Below are 21161 nucleotides of genomic sequence, written 5' to 3'. Positions count from 1 at the left end.
GCGCAACTGAAGTTGCGCCTATGCCTCAATATTCCCGGATAGGCACACCGGCCGGCCGCGAGTTGTAACCCGGCAGGTGCAGGCCGCCGTCGACATGAATGGTCTCGCCGGTGACGAACCGCGACATTTCCGAAGCCAGAAACACCACCACCGGCCCGATATCCTCTTCCGGCTCGCCGCAACGCCCTAGCGGCCGCATCGAAGCAGATTTTTCGGCAAAACCAGGGTTCTCCTCCGCCAGCTTATGGAAGGTCGCGCCCATGGCTGTTGGCGCGATAGCGTTCACCCGAATGTTGAAACGCCCCCACTCCGAAGCTGCACTGCGCGTCAGGCCGACAATCGCCGCCTTCGCGGTGTTGTAGTCACCATGCAGCCAGGCGCCGATCTCGGTGTCGATCGAATAGAAATTGATGATCTTGCCACCACCACGCGCCTGCATATGCGGCAGCGCGGCCTTCATCGACCACCAGGCCGCCCATACGGTCGAGTCGAGGGTTTGCGCGAGCATCGCATCGGTCTTCTCCTCGAGCAGCACGTTCGGGGTGGGTGCGAAGGCATTGTTGACCAGAATATCCAAGCCACCAAACTGTGCGACAGCCAACTGGATCGCCGCTTCGATATCACTCTTACTGGACACGTCGGTCTTGATGAAGAGTGCCCGCGCGCCAAGGGCCTGTAGCTCCTCGGCGACGGCCTTACCGCTGTCTACATCAAGTTCGGCAACCACAACGGCCGCCCCCGCCTTGGCGAAGCTGAGGGCCACACCCCGGCCAATGCCTCCGCCCGCGCCCGTGATCAACGCCACCTGTTCTTGCAGCAGCCCCATGGGGAACTCCTTTTTTGTTTTAGATGAACATTTTTGATTATAGTGTTCAGATACATCCTAATCCAACGACCCAAGCACGGCTAGAACAACTGTAAGGATAATTAGCTATGAGCACCTTTCGCCGTCGAGTGGACATCGCTTCAGCGCAGCAGCAGGCAGCAGGTGAAGTGCGCGCCACTCTGGAAGACGACTTCCATCATTTCCGCGTCTGGGCACGTCACGATCTGGGGGTGTTGACCGCCATCGGCGGCGAAGCCCTGCGCTATCCCTATTCCGCCTGCCCACAGGCTACCGAGCAGTTGCAGCAACTACTCGGTATGCCCCTCGGCCGCATTGCCCATTCGGTGACACGCCAGGTCGATGCACAACACCAATGTACCCACCTGCTCGACCTGGCCGGTCTGGCGATTGCCAATGCTGCACGCCAAACGACTCGACGCCGTTACGACATACAGGTTCCCCAGCGAGTCAACGAACACACCAGGGCAACATTACTCTGTGATGGCCAGGAACGACTGGTGTGGGAGGTACAGGGCTCAATCATCCAGGCACCTACGCCCTTCGCCGGCGTCAACCTGCGCGAGGGCATGGCACGGTGGGCGCTGCATAACCTGTCCAACGAAGAAGCGGAAGCGGCACTGTTGTTGCGACGCTGTACGTTGATTTCCCTGGGCAGGGCACACAATCTCGACGCCCAGGCGCATGCTGCGAGCACTGGTCTGTGCTACAGCCAACAGCCGGAGCGGGCCGTGCTTGCCTCGAGAATGATAGGTTCGACCTGGGATTTCAGCGCAGCGCAATCGGCCCTGTGCGCCGACGACCAAGACTGGCTCGGCCAAATAACCCCGAGCCGTACCGGTTCCGCCTGACGGCGGTTCCGGCAGGGCTCGAAGATCAGGCGCCTGTTAGAGGAAAACCGCCAGGTTAGGTGTGCCCAGCACGGCCTGATCCAGGATGACCTCGCGGCGCGCCAACTTGAAACCGTCCTCACCTAGACGCAACACATCGCGACGCTCGCCACTGACGATATCGACGTGATGGTCCTTGAAGCGGTTGCGGGTCAGCAGCAGGTAGCTGGTGGCGACGAACTCATTGGCGTTTTCCGTCTCCTCGACGAAGACGTTGGTGACCAGACGACGCGTGCGCGAGGGCGGATCCTCGGCCCAAGCGCTCTTGCCAGACAGGCGCAGGATGCGCCCCATGATCGAGCGGTAGTCGTCGTGGTAATGCTGCACAGTGCGCACGATACTGGCCGACTGCTCGGCCTGCAGGCGGGTGTGCCGCAGTGGCACGGTGTAGACCAAGTCAGTGGCAAGCAGCTCGCCCCATTCCTGGAGACGAATCTGATCGAGCAATGTGGCTTCCTCGTAGAGGAAAGTCAGCACCTGGTTGTAGAGATCCGAACCGATCGGAACACGCTTGATGCCAACCGGCGAGCCCGGCTGAATCTGCTCGGCACCGCGTTCTTGTACTTGAGCCATGGGTAACTCCCTGAAACTTATTGCTGTGATCGAGAGGTGAGAGGACGTGCAGGTCAATCCTGCGCAGTCATCAGCTCATGCCAATACAACCACCAGTGCCACTGGGTATCATCCTTGGTGAAGCCTTCATTGACGATGCCCGGTCCTGGCCAGCCCTCGGGTGCGCCGGTTTCAAAGCACGCCTGGTATTTCAGGGTGCTCTTGCGGCCCATAGCGCCTTTGGCGGACAGCGTCATGTGCGGCCAGGTATCGGAGTCGTCCTGCTCGACCATGCCCGAGGTGCCGAACAACTGAATGGTCTGCTTGAGCATCTTTTCACGCAGCTCGGCCGGCGCGTCCTTCTCGGCGAAGATCCAGTTGACGAACTCGAGCTTATCGGGCCCGTGCGGCACATAGGCGTGCAGGGTCATGGAGCCGACGACGGTGCCGTCAGGCTGAGGAATGTAGACGAATCCGAAGAGAATGTTCGGGAACATGCCACCAACCTGCGGTGGCATGGTGGTCAGTACCTGCAGCTGATCCTCGGTCAGATTGCGTGCCAATTGCTCGACCATGTCGCGGGTCATGCCGGCTGGCGGCAACGCATCGAGCTTTTCCTGGACTGAGAGTTCAGCGGGATCGAGCCCGGTGAGACGCTTGATCTTGCGCGCCAGATCGATGCAGCGTAGCGCATGACCATGCGGCGAGCTGATTTCAACGCCGATCATTTCCGGACTCAGGTCAGTCCCTTCACCCTCGCCCTCGCCTTTCTTGGCATAGTTGCCGACCTCACCCAACCAGCGGTGCAAGGTCAGGGTATGGAATCCATCTGCTGCAGACTGTTCGCCAGCGGTCTTCCAGTTGGCATTGACGATGAAGCGCTGTGGCGGCCCCAGCACCTCCATGCCTTTGTCGCTACGGCAGAACAGCATGTCGTAGTACCACTTGGCATCGCCAAGGAACTCCTCGAAGGATGGCCCTTCAATGTTCCAGGTGGCGAATATCAGACCACCGTAGAGCGTCACCCGTGCCTTCTTCAGGCCCAGATCTTCTTTGGCCGTCATCTTGCCATGCATGCACTCACGCTCGATCGGTGAACCGATGAAGTCACCGTTGGGACGAAATGCCCAACCGTGATAAATGCACTTGTGGATCTGCGTATTGCCGCAATCAGCAGTACTGATGCGCATGCCACGGTGCGGACAGACGTTAAGCGACACGAAAACTTCGCCGTCCTTGCCGCGAGCGGCAATCACTGAATCCGACCCCATATCGCGCACCATGAAATCGCCCGAGTTGGGGATCTCCGATTCGTGCCCGAGCAGGACCCAGATCTTACCGAAGATTTTTTCCATCTCCAGCTCGTAGATTTCTCGATCCGACAGCACACGCATCTGCACTTCTCGAGTCGAGGGATAGATCAAATCCGAAACCTTGGTTCCGTCGGACAACACAGGGCTTGTTGTTGTTAGCATGACTGCCTCCTGTTAAGGGCGCGATGGCGAATGAATCCACGACCAAATATAAGACACTTTTTACAAAAATGTATAGTAAAAGTGTTTTGCATTGAGATGACCACTCGCGATACCACTCTCGTGGGCCCACCCGCCCTGCTCGATAAACCTCGAGCGTGACCGGGCAGGCCGCGTGCATCCGAACACAACATGAGCAGGACGCTAGACGCGGGTGCGCAACACACCGATGCCATCGACCTCCAGCTCAACCAGATCGCCTGGCTTGAGGTAACGCAACTGCTCCAGGCCGCAACCGTTGCCCACCGTACCCGAGCCGAGAAACTCGCCGGGGTACAGCGTCTCCGAGCGCGACACATGAGCGATGACGTCCTCGAAGCGCCAGCGCATGTCCCGGGTATTGCCGCGCCCCCACTCCTCGCCATTGACCCGCGCAACCATATTCAGGTCGTAGGGATCGCCGAGTTCGTCGGCCGTCACCAGGCAGGGCCCCATGATGTTGCCGGTGTCGAAGTCCTTACTCTTGGCCGGACCGAGCATGCCGGGCATCTCCTTGGCCTGGGCATCCCGTGCGCTCATGTCGTTGAAGATGGTGTAGCCGACGATGTGCGAGCGAGCATCCTCGCGACTGATGTCCTTGCCGCGCTTGCCAATGTAGCAACCGAACTCCAACTCGTAGTCCATCGCCTTGCTGAAACTCGGCCACTGGAATTCGTCATCGATGCCGATGACCGCGAAACGGTTGCATTTGTAATAGATGGGCTGACGGTTGAAGGTCTCAATAACGCGATCGTCGGCACGGGTGTTCATTTCCCGCAAGGTGGCTTCCGGATCCGGTGTACGCAGTGCTCGCGCCCGGCGCGCCGCAGCGAAGCTTTGCCGCAGATGCAACTCGAAGCAGGAGCAGTCGCGCATTTGCGGTGGCGGCTGGATCGGCGCCCGCAACTTCACGGCGGAGCGCTGCAAAACCGCGTCTGCAGGCGCTTGCGCCAGCAACGAGCGGGCCAGTTCGAGCGCCGGCTCCCCGGCCTCGACCAACGCCAGCACACTGGCAAGCTGCGCGCTATCACGCCCCTGCAACGTGCGGTAGGCCTGCTGCAGATCGAGCACAGCTTGATCGTTCTCGAGCAAGGCGCCCGCACGCTCGAAGCCCGCGCCATCGGTAAAGGTCACGAGTCTCATTGGTTATCCGCTCCCATCGAAGTAATCCCGCGGGCTAAGCTGTTCATACCCGCCCGGCCACCGGCAGACAGGCGCCCGTCACCACTGCGGCGTCATCCGACAGGAGGAAGGCGATCACCCCGGCCAGCGCTGCCGGCGAGACCCAGCGACTGGCGTCGGCATCCGGCATGTCCGCCCGGTTGGTGGGCGTGTCGATAATGCTCGGCAGCACCGCATTGACTGTAATACCGCGATCCTTTAGCTCCTCGGCCAGCGCCTCGGTCAAACGCGCGACCCCGGCCTTGGATGCAGCATAGGCGCCCATGCCCTGAACGGCTTTCAGCGAGGCCAGCGCGCCGATATTGACGATACGGCCCGCTGACGCTTCCAGCAGATGGGGCAGTGCCGCCTGGCAACTGACCACGGCTGTGCGCAAGTTCATCTGGTACAGGCGGTCCCAGGTTTCCAGGCTGCCGTCTTCCAGGGTTTCCCAGGCAAAACCGCCCGCCACGTTGACCAGGCCATCGATGCGGCCGAAATGCTCGGCCACGCGAGCCAGCGCCTCCTTGGCCGAGTCCGCGGACGTCAGGTCGACGCCTCCCAAAGGCAGCAGGTTCTGCACGTCGCGCAACGCTGCGGGGGCATCGGCGCGGTCGAGCAATGCGACACGCGCACCACGCTCCAGCAACAGCTGGCCGAGGCTGCTGCCCAAGACGCCGAAGCCGCCGGTTATGATGACAATCTTGTCCTGCAAAGACTGGGACATAGTGAAGTTCCTCTTGTTTTGTTTACGGGGCGGCCATGGCCAGGCCTAGCCGAACGGAGGCACAAAATATGACACTTTTCAAAAATATGTACAAATGCTAACGTAATCCCATGAGTCGTCGCCTCCTCAGGAATGCCTGATGCCTAGAAAATTGCCTGCCCTAAACGCCGACAACCGCGCCTTCTGGCAAGGTGGCGAGCACGGTGAACTATTGATGCACCGCTGCCTTGGCTGCGAGCATTTTTTCCATCCGCCGGGACCGATCTGCCCGCATTGCGCGAGCCTGGAAGTCGAGCCGCGCGCGGTCTCCGGCAAGGGCAAGGTGCTCAGCTACACGCTCAACTACCAGCCATGGATCGCCGAACTCGAAGTCCCTTACGTCGTCGCGATTGTCGAGTTGGCCGAGCAGCCGGGTCTTCGCTTCATCAGTAACGTCGTAGGCATGGACCCACTCGCGGTTCGCATAGACATGCCGGTACGGGTCAGCTTCCTCCACGTCGAGGACGTCTGGCTCCCACTGTTCGAAAGGGATCAATGATGTTCGATCATCGCTACGAGAAAGAGGTCGCCATCACCGGCATAGGACAGTCCGAAGTGGGCCGCCCGTCGTCGAAATCGGCCATGCGCCTGACCGTCGACGCCTGCCTGGAAGCCATCGCCGATGCCGGACTCGAACGTAGCGACATCGATGGCGTGGCCTGTTGGCCAGGCGATAACAATAATGGCGATCCCTTTTCGCCGGTCGGCCCCAGCGCCCTGAAGAGCGCCCTAGGGTTGAACGTCAACTGGTTTGGCGGCGGCTACGAAGGTCCTGGCCCACTTGCGGGGCTGATCAATGGCGCCATGGCCATTGCCGCAGGACTGTGCAACCACGTGCTGGTGTTCCGCACCATTACCGAGGCGTCGGCACGCGTACATAACAAGCAGGCCGGCGCACTCAGCAATAAGACTCAAGGGCGTGACAGCAGCTATTCCTGGCAATGGTTCACGCCGTTCAATGTGCTGTCCGGCATCAACCTGATGGCCCTGTATGCACAACGGCATTTTCATGAATATGGCACGCAACCGGAGCAACTCGCCCAGATTGCCCTGACCTGCCGGCAGAACGCCCAACGTAATCCCAAGGCCATCTACCGCACACCGATGTCGATGGACGACTACATGCAGTCGCGGATGATTTCCACACCGTTGCGGATGTTCGATTGCGACGTGCACTGCGACGCCTCGACCGCGATTGTCCTGTCGCGCCGGGATGCCGCGCGGGACACACGTCATCCGCCGATTCGCATCGAGGCAATCGGCGCGGCGCTCAACCAGCCCTGGTCATGGGATCAGATATCGCTAACCGAGATGGCGGCGTTCGATGTTGGCCGGATGATGTGGGCACGCACCGACTACACGCCCAGCGACGTCGATTCGGCCCAGTTGTATGACGGGTTCTCGATTCTCACCATGATCTGGCTGGAGGCGCTGGGGCTGTGCCCTGTGGGTCAGAGCGGCGCCTTCGTCGAAGGGGGACAGCGAATTGCCCTGGACGGCGACCTGCCGATCAACACCAATGGCGGCCAACTATCCGCCGGGCGCACCCACGGCCTGGGCTATGTTCACGAAGCATGCCTGCAGCTGTGGGGGCGCGCCGAGGGAAGACAGACTGCCGAACATCGGGTCGCCGCGGTCGCCGCAGGCGGTGGGCCGCTGGGTGGTAGTTTGCTGCTGGTCAGGGAGTGAGCAGCAGTCTCTACTCCCGTCGCTCGCGATCAAAACAGCACGGTCGCGAGCTCCGAGCAGAACTCAACAAGCGCTTCACCTAGCTCCTTGATCCCATCTTCATTGCGCTGACCGCGGAACATTACGGCTGATACGGTGAAGTCGATGGTGCCGGAGGGCGAATAGACTGGTGCGGCCACGGCCAGGATACCGACGGAAAAATGACCATCGTCCAGCGCCCATCCGCGGCTCGCCGCCAAACGCACTTCCTCGCGGTAAGTCTCAAGCGGCAATGGACGCGCCCAACGAATTCGCTCGAAATTACTCTGGATATCTGGATCATCCAAATCGACCTGGGTAGCGAACAATCGGCCGCTGGCCCCCATTAGCATTGGCAGTCGCTGCCCTTCAGCCATGTCGATTCGCACATCCGCCGGACTGGCGGCGGAACTGACGATGACGATACGATCTGGTCCAACCCGCCGCCACAAGGTGACCGTCACCCGCTGCCGCCCAGCCAGATTCTGTAGCAATGGCTTGGCCAGTTGCACCCGCTGGCCTTGGCTGACCAGCTGCTCGACCAAGCGGGCCAGCCCCGCACCAGCCGAATAACGTTTCGACATTGGGTTGAAATCGACCACGTCCTCCAACACCAATGTGCGCAGGATGTTGAAACAGGTGCTGGGGTTGATCGAAAGCCGGCGGGCAATGTCCACTGAACGCTCGGGCGTTCCGACCTGACTCAGGTGGCGGAGGATGCGAATCGCATTGGCGACCGGTTTGACAGTCACCGCACCGGCAGCCTTGCGAGCGTCATTGAGGTCTATTAGGTCGGAGCTGTCCATGAGGTTTCTCGATTTGCGTAGCGGGAGCCAAACGCAATTCTATACCGAGAACAATGCGGCGCGGTAAATTTAGTATGGAGATTTCAAGTCGAGCAGCTTATCTCGCTCAAAATATGCCTGCCGGGGACTGGTAGATATAACGCCTGGGCTCCGGAGACTCTAAACGATACCTGGACAAGCTACGCTCAAGGCTCTCATCGGCCAGGGTCACTCGCTCCTGCTGACGCAGATAGTCAAGCCAGGACTCGACGATGAAGCGCTCGACGTAGTGATCGGTTTCGGCGAGGTCACGATACAGTCGCCAGTTCTGTGCGCCGTTGCGCCGCCGTGACTGGCCGACGGCGTAGACGATGCACAAAAAGTCATCACGCTCGTCATCGCCCACCCGGTAGCTGATCTCCACGCAAACCGGCCCATCGCCATGGGACACTTCGCCCGTCAGCACCAGCTTGTCGGTCTGCTGGGCGTCGGCGAAATCCGCTTCTCGGCCCATGACAATCTTTCCGCGACGGGTCACCAGTAGCCCCAACAGGATGCTCGACGCCGACAGCAACAGACTGTTTTCCAGACCCAGATACTGGGCCAGTGCGCCCCACAGGATGCCGCCCACGGCCATCGAGCCCATCAGTACCAAGAGGTACACCGAGGCGACACGGGCGCGCACCCAGTTCGCCGCATAGGTCTGCACCACGGTGGAGATAGTTGCGTTCACCGCCATCCAGCCCATGCCGGCGAACAGCAGCATCGCGCAGACCACTACCTGGCTGTGCGACAGCGCTGCCGCCAGGGTTGCCGCTGCGAACGCGAAAGCGCCGGCGACTATAAGCCGACGCAGAGGGAAACGGCGATAAACACTGGTCAGGCCGAGGGCGGCCAGCACCGCGCCGGCGCCCATGAAGGCCATCAGCAGGCCGTAACCACCTGCGTCCATGCCCAGTTCGTTCTTGGCCACCAGCGGCATCAGCGCCCAGAGTGCGCTGGCACAACTGGTGAAGACGAACACCTGCTTGAGCGCACTGGACAACACCGTCGAGTGACGGATATAGCGCAGGCCGCTGCGCATGCCGCCGACCAGGGTTTCCGGCGGCAGACCGTCCACACGGGCTTTGGCTGGAAGACGCCAGATGATGAAGATGATCACCAGGGCCATGCACAGGGCGATGACCAGGAACACCGAAGCGCTGTTCCACCAGGCGATGAGCGCGCCGGCCAGGGCCGGACCCAGGGCGCGGGTGGCATTGATCGAGATGCCGCTGAGCGATACCGCCGCCGGTACCTGCTCGCGCGGGATCACGCCGACCAGCGTGATCATCCAGGCTGCCATGCCCAGCGCGCTACCGGTGCCTAGGACAAAGGTGAACAGCAGCAGCGACCAGGCTTGCAGCAGGTCGAACCAGGCCAGCAGACAGAGCACAGCGGCCGCACCGAGCATAGCCGACTGGGTGAACAGCAGCAGGCGTCGCGGATCCATGCGATCGGCGAGCACCCCGCCCGGCAGACCGAACAGGAACACCGGCAGGGTGATCGCGGTTTGCACCAGCGAAACCATCAAGGGCGAGGCCGACAACAGGGTCATGATCCAGGCGGCGCCGACCGTCTGCATCCAGATCGCCATGTTGGCCACCGCACAAGCGAGCCACAGCCCGACGAACAGTTTGTGGCGCAACGGCGCCCAGAACGAGGCGTGCTCCGGCATCGTTGCGCTCGCCGGGGCGCTTTGCCTGTCCATGCTCATGCGCCGGCGGGCAGCCCCAGCCGCCCGACCTCCCGCGCCGGATGCAAGCGACGTGGGGCACCGACGCGGTTGCTTAATTGGCCAATGCCTTGAATGTGCGCCTCGACCAAGTCTCCGGGCTCCAGGAAGCGCCCGCTTTCCAGACCTACACCATGGCTCGAGCCGGTGAACAGCAGATCACCGGGGCGCAGCGCGATGCGCGCATCGAGGTAATTGAGCAACTCGTCGACGGGAAAGATCATGTTGCGGGTATTGTCCTGCTGGCGTTGCTCACCATTGACGCTCAGGCTCATCTCCAGCTCCGGCTGCCCACTGCCGCCCAGCTCATCGAGCGTGACGATCCAGGGCCCGAGTGGCGTGGTGCGATCCATGCTCTTTTGCGTGAGCAGATCCAGACGCCCGATCTGCCGACCGGCATCGCGCGCACTGATATCGTTGCCGACTGTATACCCGAGCAGGCAACTGCTCGCCTGCGGTTCATCCAGCAAAGGCCGGGCGACCATGGCCACCAGTTCGACTTCGTAATCCAGCTCGGCCGTCAGCGTCGGGTACTGGATCTCGTCCAGTGGGCCGAGCAGGGCCGAATCCGCCTTCAGGTATGCCAGGGTGTGCGCCGGCGCGGCGCTGCCCAGGCGCTGCAGGTGACTCAGGTAGTTCAAGCCAACGCCAAACACCCGGGCGCCTGGCTGCAGCGGTGGCAGCAGGCGGCAGCGAGCCAGTTCGATACGCTCCTCGGCCAGATCCAGCGCCGCGATCCCCTGCTGAGCCAGCACAGCCACCCACTCGGCAAAAGGCGCACGAATGCGCCTCAGCGGACCGGATGGCGACTCCAGCAAAGCCCAGACTGCCTCGCCAGTAACTTCAACGCGAGCCAGGCGCATGCTTAGCGTTTGCGGGCCAGGTATTCCGGGTCCAGCACTTCCTCAGGCGTACGTACGCTCGGCCCGAGGATAGGCCCAACCATCTCGTGGCCCCAGACACTCAGCACCTCGGGATTGAGCTCATAGTGGTCACCCTGCCAGGGCTCGATCTCGGCAATGGTCTCAAACGCGAAGCCGGACGGATTGAAGTGGTAGAAGGATACATGCGGATCCTGGCAATGCTGCCCCAGCGTCATCATCATCGGCAGCTCGCGTTTCTTGACAATGTCGTAGGTCTCGCCGACATCGCGGATGCTGTTGACGACTATGCCCACATGCTGAACACCCATGCGACCAGGCCCGTGGCCATAGGCGATATCGTGGCTAGTGTGATTATTAAGCTTGGAGCGGAAGAACCCCGTACGCCCCTTACCCGCGCCGGCGCCGTACCAGCGGAAACCCATGACTTCAATGAGGAAGTGCTCCAGCTCCGGCGTGTACTCGGGGGTGATCAACACCACATGACCGGCACCGCGCTCGTCGGCCAGAAACCCACCATGCGGACGGCCCGGCTGAAAGGAGCGCGGTGTCCACTTCTGCGCATAGAACAGCTCGTGCTGATAGCCGACCGGATCACGGAAACGAATCAGCTCGCGTACCCCGCGCTTCTCACACAATTCGGCGTCACCGCGGGTGAACTCGACTCCAGCCGCACTGAACCTCTTCAGGGCGTCCTCAAACGCCATGCGTCCGATCGCCTCCCAGCCGATGTAGGCGATACGGTCGATCTTTCCCGGATGGAAGGCAAAGCGATGACGACGGTCGTCGATGCGGAAATACAGCGAATCCGGATCACTCTCGGGCGAGCGGCCAATACCGAAACCCATCACCTGCGGGCCGTACTCGCGCCAGGCTTCGATGTTCGCGGTCTCGAAGCCCATGTAGCCAATGCCAATGATGTCCATGACTATTCACCTGTTCTTGTTCGATTTCATTCGTCCCGAGCTCCAGTTGAGGCCCGCGCGGACGATAGGAATGTGCCACATCCGGGCGGCAGCACCGCCCGGATCTATTAGACGGCCAGCAGGCCACCGTCGATGACGAAATCGGAGCCCGTAATGAACGAGGCTTCGCTGGAAGCCACGAACACGGCCATGGCTACCACTTCCTCTGGCTCGCCGGGGCGATCCATGAGTACGCCGTCAAGCAATGCCGCACGGGCAACGGGGTTCTCGAGAAATGGGGCGGTGCCTGGCGTAGCGATGAAACCTGGGCTTAGGCTGACCGCGCGAATACCGACTGGCGCGCCCTCCACAGCCAGTTGACGGGTGAAGGAAACTACCGCCCCTTTGGCAGCGGCATGCGCGGCGATGCCGGCGACCTTGGAGCCACCCCAGGCGGCAGTCGATGACACATTGATGATCACCCCTTGCTGCTCGGCGAGGTGACTCCATGCATATTTAGTGGTGTAGAACAGCAGATCGATTTCATTGCGCATGGTGTAGCGCCAATCCTCGACGCTGAATTCGCTGACTGCACCGAAACGCGCCGCCGAGGCGTTGTTGTAGAGAATATCGATGCGCCCATGCTCTGCGGCGGCAGACTCCACCCATGCCTTGGCCTGTTCATGATCGCCGAGATCAACGGGGGCGTAGCCATACAACCGCAGGCCTTCGGCCTGGAGCAAGGCGGCAGTTTCCTCATTCGCCTGCGCATTGAAATCGCAGCCCACAACAATGGCGCCTTCTTGGGCGAAACGCAGTGCAGCCACTCTGCCCTGACCACCGCCGGTGCCTGTAATCAGTGCGACCTTACCCTCTAAACGACCTGTCATCCCACCCTCCACCGTTTGTCTGTGATTGCGGCCCGAAGCTTCGTAAACAGCAGCTTAGGCGTCGCTACCTTCGGCAGTGATGTCTTCGAGCCAGATGGCCTCGGCAGGACAGGCTGCTGCACCTTCGCGCGCCTCTTCCTCAAGCTCGGGCGGAACGACCTTGTCGTCCAGGTAAACCAGACCATCAGCATCCAGCTTGTAGATACTCGGGCAGATGGCGGCACACAAGCCGTAACCACAACAGCGGCTGCGGTCGGCTACCACTTGGAATCGCGCTTTTTCGGAACTCATCTTGTTCTCCTTATCAGGGACCAGCACAGATAAATAATGAACAGTTTTAATACATTTGTAAATATTTAGACGCCAGCAAGGTAAAGCCGCGATGAACGGCCAAACACCCAGCATTTACTCTACAAACAAGAGGGTTATTCGCACCTTGGCCGGAGCGACAGGATGACAAAAAGATCAAAAAACCTAAAAAAACATAAGAACATGAACACTTTTATTATTTTTGATCACATCAATACCGACCCATGTGCCTCAGACCCACGCCAGCGATCCACCGAGAGCCGGTCCGGATACGCTAGCTAGAGCTGAATGAATACATCATCAGAGCGTTATTCGGCATGCCCTACGACCCATCCGACTCAGTGCCGCGGCTGTCAATACGCCTCGAAGCGGAACCGGCTCACCGCCAGATTCAACTCTTCGGACAACTCGCGCAGGGAAACCACCGCATTGGATACCTGCTGCGTGATCGCATCGCCTTCTCCGGCCATGCGCGCGATATGCTCAACGTTCGAGGCGATATCCCGCCCGCCCTCGCTCTGTTCGCGCACGGCACTAGCTATTGAGTCGACACCACGGGTCGAGTTGCCGACCAGGCGCGCGGACTCCTGCAAAGTACTCTCCAATTCGCCCAACAGCTTATCGCTGCCGTCCAAGGCCACTGTGCCGGCGTGCAAGGCCTTCTCTACGACTGCCGACTGGCTTTCCAACTTGAGCGTCAACTCGTTGATCGAGTTTGCGGCCGTCGCAGAGCGCTGCGCCAGATTGCGTACCTCATCGGCCACCACGCTAAAGCCTCGGCCGCTCTCGCCAGCACGCGCGGCCTCAATGGCCGCATTCAGTGCCAGCAGATTAGTTTGCGCCGATAGCTCCTTGACCTGATTGATGCTGGCGGTGATGGCGGAGGTACTGACAACGAAATCCCCCACCGAGCCGCTAATGGCCGAAAAGGCGAGCCGTACGCTTTCAATCTCCGTCAGTAGGCGATTCAAGGCCGAGTGCCCCGCTTCCGCTCCCCGCAGACTGGCCTCCGCAGACGACCTCAGCTCCTCGGCATTGGCGGAGATAGAAGCGACGCCCACGCTCATCTGCTCGACCGTCGCTGATACCCCGATAACCGCCTTGGCCTGGTTCGTAGCACTTTCAGACACCTGGGACGAGGTAATCACCAGCTCCTCTGCCGATGAACCCACCGAGGCCGATACACCGGCCACCTGGCGGACGGCGAGTTGGAAGCTCTCGATTAACTCGTTGAATGCCTGAGCGGTCCGGGCAATCTCATCGTGCCCAACAATTCGCACACGCTGGGTCAGGTCGCCATCGCGCAGCTTGATGGAGGCCTGCTCAATGGCGCGAATCGAACGGATGATATGCGCACGCAACAGCAAGCTGACCACCAAGGCCAAACCGACTGCCGCCAGCAGGGTCACGATCAGCACCTGAGTAACGTTTTGCACCACGCGAGTCGCCTCGCTAAAAGCATGCGTCGTCAGGCTTTCCTGCAAGATCAACAGACGGCCGAATTGCCCGAGCAGGCTGTTGTAGTCGGCACGCAGATTGCCAAGCATCGACACGGCCTGCATCGGATCGCTAAGGGCCATGGTTTTCAGCTCGGCAAACCCGTCTCCCACCACCGTGGCCTGCTCCTGCAACGCGAGATAGCGCGCGCGTTCATCCTCGCTCAGACGCTCTTGCGCAGCACTCTTGCTCAACCCAGCGAGCATTTCCCCGACGCTCAGGTCCATCTCCTCGAGATAAGACTGCAGCTCCTCGCTCGACGCCTCACCGTTCGACTCGAGAATCCGCACCACCATGGCATAGGCGTTGGCCATGGCGGCCTGGGACGCTGCAGAGATGTCCAGCGCTTGCTTGTATTGCTTGACACGCAACTGTTCCATTTCGTCGATGACCTCCTGCTGGCTGGCCAGCCCCTGATAAGCAACCGCAGAGATAATCAGAAGGGAAAGCACGAATAAGGCTGGCAGCATGAGCAGCTTGGCGCCAATAGAGAAGCGGCTGAGCGAGAGCATCGTTGTACCTACTTGTTGTTGTAATGAGGTGGTTCGGCCAGGCATGACTAGACAGATAATCCACTCTGCCATATTCTAAATCCAGCATTCAATTCTTAGATCAGAACAATGATAGCTGGATTCACGTAAATTCGGCAGAAAACGCCGAACTACCTGGCAAGATAAGATCAACAAAAGGTGCCTGCCCGATGTCTCCCCACAAAAACGAAGCGGCTATTGATCCCACCGAGTTTCGGCAAGGCTGGCGAATGCTCATCCTTGCCGTCGTCGGCGTGGCAATCAGCATTAATGCCGCGCTGCTCTATGGTTTTGGCACGCTGGTCGTGCCGCTGGAGCAGGCCTTCGGCTGGAGCAAGAGCGAACTGCAGGCTTCCATCACCTTCCTCTTCGGCGGCGCCGTGGTCTCCCTGCAGTTGGTCGGCTGGTTCAACCTGCGCTTTGGCATGAAGCGGGTCACCCTGATCTCGCTGGTGCTGCTGTCCCTGGGCTATCTGGCGACTACACAACTGCAAGGCTCGATCTGGTCGATGTACCTGGCCTTTGCCCTGCTACCGATCATCGGCATGGGCGCACTGGCGGTGACCTGGACCCAGTTGCTCAGCCTATGGTTCGACCGCAACCGCGGCCTGGCACTGGCAATCGGTCTCTCGGGCACTGGCATCACCGCCGCCACTATTCCGCGCCTGATGTCCTGGGGCATCGAACAATGGGACTGGCGCGCCGCCTTTGTAATTCTCGCGCTGCTTAACCTGCTGCTGTTACTGCCACTGACGCTGCTCTGGTTCAAGCTGCCGGGAGCCCAGGCTGTCACCCGGCAACACGCGGGCAACGAACTACTGGGGCTGCCGGGTATGGGCTTTAAAGAAGGCATGCACTCGCGCAAGTTCTGGACCTGCAACCTGGCGCTGGCATTGGTCATCTCATCTATCGTCGGCATGGTCACCAGCACCGTACCGATGCTGCAGAGCCGAGGCTTGTCAGCCGGCGACGCCAACCTGATTTTCAGCTTCTTTGGCGTTTCGCTGATTTTCGGTCGCGTACTCATCGGCTATTTGCTCGACCGTTTGTGGCCGCCGGGTGTTGCCGCGCTCAGCCTGGCCTTGCCCGCCATCGGCTGCCTCATCTACCTCAGCGGCACGCCGGACTTCACCCTGCTGATGCTCGCAGCCGTAATGATCGGCTTCGGCGCTGGCGCGGAATTTGACATCGCCGCCTTCCTGGTTGCCCGCTACTTCGGTCTGCGCGAATACGGTCGGCTATTCGGCGTGCACCAGGGGCTGAACACTGTGGCCTCGGCGCTTGCGCCTTTGCTCTTCGCCTTGATGCTTAGCCGCACCGGTTCCTACACCTCGATGCTGCTTTACTCCATGACCTGCAGCTTGATTGGCCCTCTGCTCCTGCTGACCCTCGGCCGTGCCCCGCATTTCGCCGCGCAGCCCATTCCTGCCACCGCCCCAACCGCTTAAAGGAATCCGACCATGCCCACTCTCACCCTTATCGAACATAACGGCACCGAACACCAGGTGACCGGAGAAATTGGTCAATCGGTCATGCAAGCGGCAATGTTCGCTTCCGTGCCCGGTATCCAGGCCGATTGCGGTGGCGCATGCAGCTGCGCGACCTGCCACGCCTATGTCGACGACCAGTGGCTGGCGAGCCTGCCCGCCGCCGAAAGCACCGAGGCCGACATGCTCGAGTATGCAGTCGAGCGCAACGACAACAGTCGCCTGACCTGCCAGTTGATCATCAGCGAAGCGCTGGATGGCATGGTGCTGCGCCTGCCCGTATCACAATTCTGAATCCCGAACCCTGTTCACGGCACGCTAATAGTTAGAAGGAGGCTCCATGTCACTCGCTTCGGTAGTCATTGTCGGTGCCGGCCAAGCTGGCTTTCAGGTCGCCACCTCACTACGCCAGGCCGGCTATGCAGGGCGCATCAGCCTGATTGGCGACGAACCCGGTCTGCCCTACCAGCGACCGCCACTGTCCAAGGCCTACCTGCTCGGCAAGATCGGCGCGACCAACCTGCTGTTCCGCCCGGAAAACTTCTATACCGAGCAACGCATCGAGCTGCGCCATGACCGCGTCACCGCCATCGATCGCCAGAACCGACGAGTCCTGCTCGAGGACGGCGAAGCCTTGGCCTACGATCATCTGGTATTGGCCACAGGCGCACACAACCGTCCCCTGCCGGTACCCGGCGCCGAACTCGAAGGCGTATTCGGCATCAAGACCAAGATCGATGCCGACACCCTGGCGCCGCTGGCCAAACAGGCGCGCAATGTGGTGGTAGTTGGCGCCGGCTTCATCGGCCTGGAGTTTGCCGCAGTGGCGGCGGCGCTTGGCTCGGCGGTGCATGTCCTGGAGCTGGGCGACCGGCCGATGGCCCGCGCGGTCAGTCGCGAGATGTCCGACTTGTTCAGCCAGGCACACCGTCGCTGGGGCGTACACCTGGATTTCCGCCAGGGCCTGACCCGGGTAATCGGCGACAATGGCCGTGTAACGGGGGTGGAAACCTCCGACGGGCGCACGCTGGACGCCGACCTGGTGGTCTTCGGCATTGGCGTGATCCCCAATGTGCAACTGGCCAGCGAGGCCGGCCTGGACATCGCCAATGGCATCAAGGTCGACGCCAACCTGCTCACCTCCGACCTGCATATCTCGGCGATCGGCGATGTGGCCTGTTTTCCATGCCTGCAGAACGACGAACAGCTAACTCGCCTCGAGTCCGTGCAGAATGCCGTGGACCAGGCGCGCACTGTGGCGGCCCGACTGATGGGCAAACCGGCGCCCTATGGAGCGCTGCCATGGTTCTGGACCGATCAGGGCGACATGAAACTGCAGATCGCCGGCCTTTCTAGCGGGTATGACAGCACCGTGGTCATCGGTTCGCCGGACAACGCGCAGCTCTCGGTACTGTGTTTTCGCGGCGACCAGTTGATTGCGGTGGAGTCGTGCAATCGCCCCGGCGATCATCTGGCCGCACGCAAGATCCTCTCGCGCCCGCCCCAGCTCAGCCCGACCGAAGCGGCCGCAGCCGGTTTCGACCTCAAGGCCTGGGAAGCGGCCAACCGCGACTGACCACCCCACTGCCGCGCCCGTAACCGGACGCGGCCAAGGCCACACGCACGATCCGCAAGGCGACGACGGATGCACGGCAGTACGAAATCCCTTCCAGTCGGCCTGTCAATCGTGTCGATCGTCTGCTTCAACTTCGCCTCATATGTAGGTAACGGGTTGCCGCTGGCCGTACTGCCCGGTCATGTGCTGAACACCTTGGGCTTCGGCACCACGATGGCCGGGCTAGTGATCGGCCTGCAATACCTGACAACCCTGCTCTCACGTCCGCTGGCCGGACAGCTTGCCGACCGCTTCGGCGCCAAGCGCACGGTGATGACGGGGCTGGCCATCCTTACGGTCAGCGGCCTGCTGACCGCACTGGCGATCGTCCTGCCGGCGGCCCCCTGGGTCGGTCTGACACTTCTGATGGCCGGCCGAGTCCTCCAGGGCATCTCTTCGGCCCTGATCTCCACACCCAGCTGCACCTGGGCCATCGGCCTGCATGGCCCGTTACGCACCGCGCAGGTCATGTCCTGGAACGGTATCGCCGCCTATGGCGGCACCGCCATAGGCGCACCGCTCGGCGTGCTGGTACGTGATCACCTGGGCCTCGCCGGCATCGGTATCGGCATCACCCTGCTCGGCTTCCTGCCCTTGCTGTTCGCCCAGACTAGGCGCCCCGCGCCCTTGCTGCCAGGCGTACGGCTGCCATTTCGCAGCGTGTTCATGGCCGTGCTGCCAAACGGTCTCGCCGTTGCCTGCAGCTCGGCGGGCTTCGGCAGTTTGACCGCCTTCGTCGCCCTGTATTTCGACAGCTTGGGCTGGGAAAACGCGGCCTACTGCCTGAGCGCTTTCGGTGTCGCTTTCATTTTCGCCAGACTGGCCTCACCCAGTGCCCTGCCACGCTTCGGCGGCTATCGGGTGGTCACGATCTGCATGGCCGTGCAGACCTTCGGGCTGCTACTCGTGTGGCTGGCACCTTCGCCCCTGGTGGCGATCCTCGGTTCAGCACTGACCGGCCTGGGTGTTTCCTGGGTCTATCCGGGGCTGGCGGTGGAAACCCTGGCGCGCACACCAGAGGCCAATCGCAACTCGGCCCTGAGCACGCTTTCGCTGTTCTTCGATCTGGCGGTAGGACTGGCGGGGCCGGTGATGGGACTGGTCGTTTCCGGCTTCGGCCTGGCGCAGGTGTTCTTCTGCTCGGCCCTGCTATCGGCCATCGGCTGGGTACTGGTGCTGAGCCTTCATTGGCGTCAGCCAGCAGCCCGATCTTGAGGTGCCCCTAGCGCTTTAGCGACCACCTAGAAAGGTAGGAGCTACTCAGGGATGAGCATCGAGCGCCACGACAGCATCATGAACGGCCGCGCGGCACAGACGGCCAAACAAGTCGAGCGCGGCCCATCACCGCGCCCCAGTTTGCCCTGTCACGCCTTGATGAAATAGCGCACCGACAGCCTGCCACCCTGGAAACGGTACAGCTCGATGGTCTCGATACCACCGCTGCCGTCACGCAGCGCGTTGCGATGGTGGCAGGCGGCTTCCTCACCGTTGATGATGGTTTCCTTGACCTCCACGCGGAAATGCGGCTGCTGGTTTTCCCACATGCCTTGCAGGATCTGCCAGGGGTCGGTCGGCAAGGGCCGGCCGACGTATTCGATGCTCAGGCCAGCGGGCGACACCCGGCGGTAGTGCTCGAAGAATCCCTCTTTGTCACCGTTGTTCCAGCACTCGATCTGGCCATGCAGGAACTGCTCGATAGCTTCTTGCGCATTCATTCATTTCTCCTAGGTTTTCATGGACGGGCCAAGCCCGCCTGACTTTCGCACAACCACTCAGGCAGGTTGCTTTAGGACCGCGACCGCAGCTGCTGGCCGCAGCCAGAGCAAGGTCAAAGGTCCGATGATTGAGCAGGCCAGGCAGCACAGCAGTACTGCCGAATAGCCCTGATAGGCTTCATACAGGCGGCCAAACAACACCGGCATCAGACCGCCGAAGATAGTGACCAGCGCCAGGTGCAGGCCGAAGATCCGTGCGTAGTCGCGCAGACCGAAATAACGTGCCATAAGAAACGCTGCCAGGTCGAACTCCGCACCGGCGCTGGCGCCGATGCACAGGGTAGCGAGCACCAGTAGGGCCACGCTTTGCGCGCCGCTGAACAGAAAGATCGCACAGCCGATGGCCGGTAGCGCCAGGCTGACGGCCGCGACCAGGATCGGCGGGTAGTGATCCAGCAGATAGCCCACCAGCAAACGTCCGGCGATGATGGAAACGCCGAAACTGCTGAAAATCTGGCTCGCCGCCTGGGCAGATAATCCCTTGCTCTGCAGCATCGGCACGATGTTGGTGACCATGCCGACGGTTAGGCACACCGACAGGATCAACGCGATATTGAAACTCCAGTACACCGGTGAGCGCAGCACCTGGCGATAACTGAAACCGCTCAACTGCACTGTCGCATCGCCTCTCGCCGGCGAGGCGGATTCGACCTCGCCTGGCAAGCGTATCCACAACAACGCCATCGGCAAGGTAAACAGCAACGGCATCGCCGCCAGGGTAAAAAAGCCCGCCTGCCAGCCGAACTCGGCGATCAGCAGCGCCAGCAGTGGCGGTAACATCAGCGCCATCAGTCCGGTGCCGCAGAGAATGATTGCCAGAGCCAGGCCACGGTTGCGCTCGAACCATAGGTTGACCAATTGCGTCCAGGTTATGGCGATAGTCCCCGCGCAAACCAGCGGCATCGCGAAGTACGCCAGGTACAGCCAGCCGATGGAGTGCTCGATCCAGGTGATCGCCACATAACCGATCACCTGCAGCACGATCGAGATGATCGCCACTCGCCGTAGGCCGAAGCGGCGGTACAACGGGCCGACCAGCTGGGTGGAGATGGCAACCCCGGCGAACAGGAAAGTGATCGACGCCTGCAAGTCGCCCCGACTCCAGCCAAATGCATGTTCGAGGGGAATCACCAGGGTACCGAAACTGTAGAGCAGGCCCACGCTAATGCTGGTGCAGATGCCGGCGAGTCCGAGCAAGAGGACGCGCCAGCCGTGCTGGAATTCGCCGGTGTCGATGGCGACCTTGGGGCGTGAAGCGGATGTGTCGGACATGCGGGACTCC

21 protein-coding genes are annotated in these 21161 nt (G+C 61.1%); 7 read left to right on the top strand and 14 right to left on the bottom strand.

The window, feature by feature from the left end; all coding sequences use genetic code 11:
• Positions 1–25: 25 nt before the first annotated feature.
• Positions 26–826: an SDR family NAD(P)-dependent oxidoreductase gene (locus FBY03_RS04870; protein ID WP_147171072.1), complete on the bottom strand. Its 801-nt coding sequence runs from the start codon at positions 824–826 to the stop codon at positions 26–28.
• Positions 827–933: 107 nt separating this feature from the next.
• Between FBY03_RS04870 and FBY03_RS04865 the strand changes: the two genes are divergently transcribed.
• Positions 934–1695: a DUF2889 domain-containing protein gene (locus tag FBY03_RS04865; RefSeq protein WP_147171071.1), complete on the top strand. Its 762-nt coding sequence runs from the start codon at positions 934–936 to the stop codon at positions 1693–1695.
• Between the two features lie 36 nt (positions 1696–1731).
• On the opposite strand, the gene FBY03_RS04860 is transcribed toward FBY03_RS04865, so the two are convergent.
• From FBY03_RS04860 to FBY03_RS04845, 4 genes are all read right to left on the bottom strand, one after another.
• Complete coding sequence (locus tag FBY03_RS04860; protein ID WP_147171070.1) at positions 1732–2307, bottom strand: aromatic-ring-hydroxylating dioxygenase subunit beta; 576 nt, start codon at positions 2305–2307, stop codon at positions 1732–1734.
• Positions 2308–2360: 53 nt separating this feature from the next.
• A complete protein-coding gene (locus FBY03_RS04855; protein WP_147171069.1) occupies positions 2361–3761 on the bottom strand; it encodes an aromatic ring-hydroxylating dioxygenase subunit alpha in 1401 nt (466 codons plus the stop codon).
• A gap of 201 nt (positions 3762–3962) precedes the next feature.
• Positions 3963–4940: a fumarylacetoacetate hydrolase family protein gene (locus FBY03_RS04850; RefSeq protein ID WP_147171068.1), complete on the bottom strand. Its 978-nt coding sequence runs from the start codon at positions 4938–4940 to the stop codon at positions 3963–3965.
• A gap of 43 nt (positions 4941–4983) precedes the next feature.
• Complete coding sequence (locus FBY03_RS04845; protein ID WP_147171067.1) at positions 4984–5685, bottom strand: SDR family NAD(P)-dependent oxidoreductase; 702 nt, start codon at positions 5683–5685, stop codon at positions 4984–4986.
• A 139-nt stretch (positions 5686–5824) separates the two neighbouring features.
• Here FBY03_RS04845 and FBY03_RS04840 point away from each other — a divergent pair, with 139 nt between their 5' ends.
• Together FBY03_RS04840 and FBY03_RS04835 are read left to right on the top strand one after the other, a co-directional pair.
• Positions 5825–6223: a Zn-ribbon domain-containing OB-fold protein gene (locus FBY03_RS04840; protein ID WP_147171066.1), complete on the top strand. Its 399-nt coding sequence runs from the start codon at positions 5825–5827 to the stop codon at positions 6221–6223.
• Entirely contained in the window at positions 6223–7413 is a 1191-nt protein-coding gene (locus tag FBY03_RS04835) for a thiolase family protein (RefSeq protein ID WP_147171065.1), read from the top strand. Before FBY03_RS04840 ends, FBY03_RS04835 begins: the two co-directional genes overlap by 1 nt.
• A 29-nt stretch (positions 7414–7442) precedes the next feature.
• On the opposite strand, the gene FBY03_RS04830 is transcribed toward FBY03_RS04835, so the two are convergent.
• The 7 genes from FBY03_RS04830 to FBY03_RS04800 all read right to left on the bottom strand — a co-directional run bounded on the left by FBY03_RS04830 (position 7443) and on the right by FBY03_RS04800 (position 14984).
• Complete coding sequence (locus FBY03_RS04830) at positions 7443–8237, bottom strand: IclR family transcriptional regulator (RefSeq protein ID WP_147171064.1); 795 nt, start codon at positions 8235–8237, stop codon at positions 7443–7445.
• Positions 8238–8343: 106 nt separating this feature from the next.
• Positions 8344–9972, bottom strand: a complete 1629-nt coding sequence (locus tag FBY03_RS04825; protein ID WP_147171063.1) for an MFS transporter — start codon at positions 9970–9972, stop codon at positions 8344–8346.
• Positions 9969–10853: a fumarylacetoacetate hydrolase family protein gene (locus FBY03_RS04820; protein WP_147171062.1), complete on the bottom strand. Its 885-nt coding sequence runs from the start codon at positions 10851–10853 to the stop codon at positions 9969–9971. The genes FBY03_RS04825 and FBY03_RS04820 overlap by 4 nt, the downstream gene beginning before the upstream one ends.
• A 2-nt stretch (positions 10854–10855) precedes the next feature.
• Positions 10856–11797 (bottom strand): VOC family protein, encoded by a 942-nt coding sequence (locus tag FBY03_RS04815; protein WP_147171061.1) that lies wholly within the window; start codon positions 11795–11797, stop codon positions 10856–10858.
• Positions 11798–11904: 107 nt separating this feature from the next.
• Entirely contained in the window at positions 11905–12666 is a 762-nt protein-coding gene (locus tag FBY03_RS04810) for an SDR family NAD(P)-dependent oxidoreductase (RefSeq protein WP_147171060.1), read from the bottom strand.
• Positions 12667–12720: 54 nt separating this feature from the next.
• Entirely contained in the window at positions 12721–12957 is a 237-nt protein-coding gene (locus FBY03_RS04805) for a ferredoxin (protein ID WP_147171059.1), read from the bottom strand.
• A gap of 371 nt (positions 12958–13328) precedes the next feature.
• Positions 13329–14984, bottom strand: coding sequence for a methyl-accepting chemotaxis protein (locus tag FBY03_RS04800; RefSeq protein ID WP_147171189.1), 1656 nt, complete (start codon positions 14982–14984; stop codon positions 13329–13331).
• A 188-nt stretch (positions 14985–15172) separates the two neighbouring features.
• Between FBY03_RS04800 and FBY03_RS04795 the strand changes: the two genes are divergently transcribed.
• The 4 genes from FBY03_RS04795 (at position 15173) to FBY03_RS04780 (ending at position 19319) form a co-directional block, all read left to right on the top strand.
• Positions 15173–16450 carry an MFS transporter gene (locus FBY03_RS04795; RefSeq protein WP_147171058.1) on the top strand — a complete coding sequence of 426 codons (1278 nt, stop codon included), beginning with the start codon at positions 15173–15175 and terminating at the stop codon, positions 16448–16450.
• A 12-nt stretch (positions 16451–16462) separates the two neighbouring features.
• The gene (locus FBY03_RS04790; protein WP_147171057.1) at positions 16463–16783 is read left to right on the top strand and encodes a 2Fe-2S iron-sulfur cluster-binding protein; all 321 of its coding nucleotides are present in this window, start codon (positions 16463–16465) and stop codon (positions 16781–16783) included.
• Between the two features lie 46 nt (positions 16784–16829).
• Positions 16830–18065 carry an NAD(P)/FAD-dependent oxidoreductase gene (locus tag FBY03_RS04785; RefSeq protein WP_147171056.1) on the top strand — a complete coding sequence of 412 codons (1236 nt, stop codon included), beginning with the start codon at positions 16830–16832 and terminating at the stop codon, positions 18063–18065.
• 69 nt (positions 18066–18134) lie between these two features.
• Positions 18135–19319, top strand: a complete 1185-nt coding sequence (locus tag FBY03_RS04780) for an MFS transporter (RefSeq protein WP_147171055.1) — start codon at positions 18135–18137, stop codon at positions 19317–19319.
• Between the two features lie 149 nt (positions 19320–19468).
• Here the strand turns inward: FBY03_RS04780 and FBY03_RS04775 are convergent, their stop codons facing one another.
• Both FBY03_RS04775 and FBY03_RS04770 read right to left on the bottom strand, forming a co-directional pair.
• Positions 19469–19819 (bottom strand): nuclear transport factor 2 family protein, encoded by a 351-nt coding sequence (locus FBY03_RS04775; RefSeq protein WP_147171054.1) that lies wholly within the window; start codon positions 19817–19819, stop codon positions 19469–19471.
• 57 nt (positions 19820–19876) lie between these two features.
• Positions 19877–21151, bottom strand: a complete 1275-nt coding sequence (locus FBY03_RS04770; protein ID WP_147171053.1) for an MFS transporter — start codon at positions 21149–21151, stop codon at positions 19877–19879.
• Positions 21152–21161 lie beyond the last annotated feature (10 nt).

Source organism: Pseudomonas sp. SJZ079 (genome assembly GCF_007993865.1).
Taxonomy (GTDB): domain Bacteria; phylum Pseudomonadota; class Gammaproteobacteria; order Pseudomonadales; family Pseudomonadaceae; genus Aquipseudomonas.
Note: the sequence above shows the minus strand (reverse complement) of the source record. Positions and strands in the feature narration are given on the sequence as shown.

What these genes read in the sequence shown, in the direction of transcription:
- FBY03_RS04800 (WP_147171189.1), bottom strand. Translation starts at nt 14,984, where the DNA reads ATGCTCTCGCTCAGCCGCTTCTCTATTGGCGCCAAGCTGCTCATGCTG.
- FBY03_RS04860 (WP_147171070.1), bottom strand. Translation starts at nt 2,307, where the DNA reads ATGGCTCAAGTACAAGAACGCGGTGCCGAGCAGATTCAGCCGGGCTCG.
- FBY03_RS04805 (WP_147171059.1), bottom strand. Translation starts at nt 12,957, where the DNA reads ATGAGTTCCGAAAAAGCGCGATTCCAAGTGGTAGCCGACCGCAGCCGC.
- FBY03_RS04785 (WP_147171056.1), top strand. Translation starts at nt 16,830, where the DNA reads ATGTCACTCGCTTCGGTAGTCATTGTCGGTGCCGGCCAAGCTGGCTTT.
- FBY03_RS04820 (WP_147171062.1), bottom strand. Translation starts at nt 10,853, where the DNA reads ATGCGCCTGGCTCGCGTTGAAGTTACTGGCGAGGCAGTCTGGGCTTTG.
- FBY03_RS04845 (WP_147171067.1), bottom strand. Translation starts at nt 5,685, where the DNA reads ATGTCCCAGTCTTTGCAGGACAAGATTGTCATCATAACCGGCGGCTTC.
- FBY03_RS04870 (WP_147171072.1), bottom strand. Translation starts at nt 826, where the DNA reads ATGGGGCTGCTGCAAGAACAGGTGGCGTTGATCACGGGCGCGGGCGGA.
- FBY03_RS04835 (WP_147171065.1), top strand. Translation starts at nt 6,223, where the DNA reads ATGTTCGATCATCGCTACGAGAAAGAGGTCGCCATCACCGGCATAGGA.
- FBY03_RS04825 (WP_147171063.1), bottom strand. Translation starts at nt 9,972, where the DNA reads ATGAGCATGGACAGGCAAAGCGCCCCGGCGAGCGCAACGATGCCGGAG.
- FBY03_RS04855 (WP_147171069.1), bottom strand. Translation starts at nt 3,761, where the DNA reads ATGCTAACAACAACAAGCCCTGTGTTGTCCGACGGAACCAAGGTTTCG.
- FBY03_RS04865 (WP_147171071.1), top strand. Translation starts at nt 934, where the DNA reads ATGAGCACCTTTCGCCGTCGAGTGGACATCGCTTCAGCGCAGCAGCAG.
- FBY03_RS04780 (WP_147171055.1), top strand. Translation starts at nt 18,135, where the DNA reads ATGCACGGCAGTACGAAATCCCTTCCAGTCGGCCTGTCAATCGTGTCG.
- FBY03_RS04840 (WP_147171066.1), top strand. Translation starts at nt 5,825, where the DNA reads ATGCCTAGAAAATTGCCTGCCCTAAACGCCGACAACCGCGCCTTCTGG.
- FBY03_RS04850 (WP_147171068.1), bottom strand. Translation starts at nt 4,940, where the DNA reads ATGAGACTCGTGACCTTTACCGATGGCGCGGGCTTCGAGCGTGCGGGC.
- FBY03_RS04815 (WP_147171061.1), bottom strand. Translation starts at nt 11,797, where the DNA reads ATGGACATCATTGGCATTGGCTACATGGGCTTCGAGACCGCGAACATC.
- FBY03_RS04790 (WP_147171057.1), top strand. Translation starts at nt 16,463, where the DNA reads ATGCCCACTCTCACCCTTATCGAACATAACGGCACCGAACACCAGGTG.
- FBY03_RS04830 (WP_147171064.1), bottom strand. Translation starts at nt 8,237, where the DNA reads ATGGACAGCTCCGACCTAATAGACCTCAATGACGCTCGCAAGGCTGCC.
- FBY03_RS04775 (WP_147171054.1), bottom strand. Translation starts at nt 19,819, where the DNA reads ATGAATGCGCAAGAAGCTATCGAGCAGTTCCTGCATGGCCAGATCGAG.
- FBY03_RS04770 (WP_147171053.1), bottom strand. Translation starts at nt 21,151, where the DNA reads ATGTCCGACACATCCGCTTCACGCCCCAAGGTCGCCATCGACACCGGC.
- FBY03_RS04795 (WP_147171058.1), top strand. Translation starts at nt 15,173, where the DNA reads ATGTCTCCCCACAAAAACGAAGCGGCTATTGATCCCACCGAGTTTCGG.
- FBY03_RS04810 (WP_147171060.1), bottom strand. Translation starts at nt 12,666, where the DNA reads ATGACAGGTCGTTTAGAGGGTAAGGTCGCACTGATTACAGGCACCGGC.